This window comes from Devosia sp., from assembly GCF_041917035.1.
Lineage (GTDB): Bacteria > Pseudomonadota > Alphaproteobacteria > Rhizobiales > Devosiaceae > Devosia_A.
In genome coordinates this window covers 1-2,457 of the sequence record NZ_JAYRYM010000384.1, presented here as the reverse complement: position 1 = coordinate 2,457, position 2,457 = coordinate 1, and the positions used below count along the sequence as shown (strand labels likewise).

The 2,457-nt window shown below is 69.6% G+C and carries 4 protein-coding genes; 3 read left to right on the top strand and 1 reads right to left on the bottom strand.

Going from position 1 to position 2,457, the window contains the following annotated elements:
* From ACE3TU_RS21375 to ACE3TU_RS21365, 3 genes are all read left to right on the top strand, one after another.
* A partial coding sequence (locus tag ACE3TU_RS21375) for a sensor histidine kinase (protein ID WP_374627875.1) occupies positions 1–1,142 on the top strand: 1,142 nt, incomplete at its 5' end.
* The gene (locus ACE3TU_RS21370; RefSeq protein ID WP_374627874.1) at positions 1,139–1,624 is read left to right on the top strand and encodes an HPr kinase/phosphorylase; all 486 of its coding nucleotides are present in this window, start codon (positions 1,139–1,141) and stop codon (positions 1,622–1,624) included. The genes ACE3TU_RS21375 and ACE3TU_RS21370, both read left to right, overlap by 4 nt.
* A gap of 86 nt (positions 1,625–1,710) precedes the next feature.
* Complete coding sequence (locus ACE3TU_RS21365; RefSeq protein ID WP_374627873.1) at positions 1,711–2,109, top strand: PTS sugar transporter subunit IIA; 399 nt, start codon at positions 1,711–1,713, stop codon at positions 2,107–2,109.
* A 38-nt stretch (positions 2,110–2,147) separates the two neighbouring features.
* Here ACE3TU_RS21365 and ACE3TU_RS21360 read toward each other — a convergent pair.
* Positions 2,148–2,457, bottom strand: a 310-nt coding sequence (locus tag ACE3TU_RS21360; RefSeq protein ID WP_374627872.1) for an amidohydrolase family protein, incomplete at its 5' end; no start/stop codon positions are given.

Sequence of the window (2,457 nt, the reverse complement as noted above, 5' to 3'; positions counted from 1 at the left end):
AGTACCAGGAGTTGGGGGCGGACGAGGGGACGCGCTATCCGGAGGTCGCCGCGGCACTGACCGGGGCGGCCACGGCGATCGTGCGTGTCGACAGCAAGCACCAGCTGGTGGTGTCGGTGGCGGTGCCGGTGCAGCGCGTGCGCGCCACGGTGGGCGTGCTGCTGCTCTCCACCCAGCCGGGCGACATCGACCAGATCGCCAGCGCCGAACGCTGGGGGCTGCTGCGCATCGCACTGGTTGCGGCGACGGTGCAGATCATCCTGTCGCTGCTGATGGCCAGCACCATAGCCGGGCCACTGCGCCGCCTCGCCGGGGCCGCCGAGGAAGTGCATTCGACCGTATCGAGCCGCGCCGAGATCCCGGATTTCCCCGAGCGCACTGACGAGGTGGGCCACCTCAGCCGGGCGCTGCGGTCGATGACCTCGGCGCTGTACAACCGCATCGAGGCGATCGAGCGCTTTGCCGCCGACGTGGCGCACGAGCTGAAGAACCCGCTGACCTCGCTCAGGAGTGCCGTAGAGACGCTGCCGCGGGCCAAGCGCGCCGAGGACCGGGAGCGACTCAATGCCATCATCCAGCACGACGTGCGGCGCCTCGACCGGTTGATCTCCGATATCTCCAATGCCAGCCGGCTCGATGCCGAACTGGCCCGCCGCAGCGCCGAGCGCGTCGATATCGGCCAGCTGGCCGAGGCGATGGTCTCGATCCAGAAGGATGTCGCCGCCAACCGCAAGGTCGAGGTGACCCTCGAGATCGATACCGGGCGCCTGCCGCCGGTGGTGATGGGCCACGACAGCCGGCTGGCGCAGGTGCTCAACAACCTGATCGACAATGCCGTGTCGTTCTCGCCGGAAGGTGGCCGGGTGGCGGTGCGGATCACGGCGCAGGAGGAGCGGCTGGTGCTGACGGTGACCGACGAGGGACCGGGCATTCGCGGCGACATCAGCCGCATCTTCCAGCGCTTCTATACCGACCGACCGGAGGGCGAGAGCTTCGGCGACCATTCCGGGCTCGGCCTCGCCATTTCCAGGCAGATCATCGACGCGCATGGCGGCACGATTGGCGCCGCCAACCGGACCGACCGGAGCGGCGCGGTGTTCACCGTTACCCTCAGGCGAGCCGCGGGCGAGAAGAAGCGATGAGCGAGACGCAGAACATCCACGCGACGGCCCTGGTGCTGGGCGGGATCGGGCTGATCCTGCGAGGTCCGTCGGGGGCCGGCAAGTCCCTGCTGGCGCTGGAGCTGATCGACGAATGGGAGGCGCGGGGGCTGGGCGGCCGGCTGGTCTCGGATGACCGCGTCGACGTGGTCAGGTCGGACAAGGGGCTGTGGCTGCAGGCCCCCAGGTCGATCGCCGGGCTGATCGAGCTCAGGGGGCGCGGCATCGTCAAGCGGCCCCATGTCGAGCAGGCTCCGCTCGACCTCGTCATCGACCTGGTCGAGACGATGGACCGGATGGTGGAGGAGGACGCCCTGTCGACCGAGCTGCTGGGGGTGCGCGTGGCGCGCGCGCCGGTGCCGCGGGCCGGGGTGGTCGATGCCCGCCATCAGCTGCTGCTGATCCGCGAGGCGGTGCGGGCGCTGCCGCCACGGCGCCGGGGAACGCGACAAAAAACCACTTGAATCGACCTCCCATGCGGCCGACACTTCGGCGCCGCTCGTCGTGGGTGCCAGTAGGCGCCGCGCCGGAACCAGTATGGGGATATTGCATGATCGGCATGGTTCTGGTGACGCACGGAGCGCTCGCCGACGAGTTCAAGTCTGCTCTCCAGCACGTGGTCGGTCCGCAGGACTTCGTCGAAACCGTCGCCATCGGCCCCGATGACGACATGGAGCAGAGGCGCGAGGATATCCTTGTCTGTGTGGGACGGGCGGACCAGGGCCAGGGCGTGGTGATCCTCACCGACATGTTCGGCGGCACGCCCTCGAACCTCGCCATCTCCGCCATGCACGGGCGCAATGTCGAGGTGATCTGCGGGGTCAACCTGCCCATGCTGGTCAAGCTCGCCCGGGTGCGCGCCGATCTCGACATCAAGGCCGCCGTCAACGCCGCCGCCGATGCCGGGCGCAAGTACATCAACGTCGCGAGCGAGACGCTCGGCGGCTGAGCCCCGTTTCCGGGGCGCGGGGAGCCGGCAGGCCGGCCTCAGAGCGATTCGAGAAAGCGCATCGGCTGGCCCGTGGCCGGCGTCACGAGGTCCCCCTGCCACATCACCGTCCGGCCGCGCACGATCGTGCCGACCGGCCAGCCCGTCACCTCGACTCCGTCATAGGGGGTCCAGCCGGCGCGACTCCTCACCCAGTCGTTGCGGATGGTCTCGCGGCGCCCGAGGTCGACGACGGTGAGGTCGGCATCGTAGCCCACCGCGATCCGGCCCTTGCTGGCGATGCCGAACAGCCGGTTCGGGCCGTGGCTGGTCATGTCGACGAAGCGCTCGAGGCTCATCCGGCCGGCA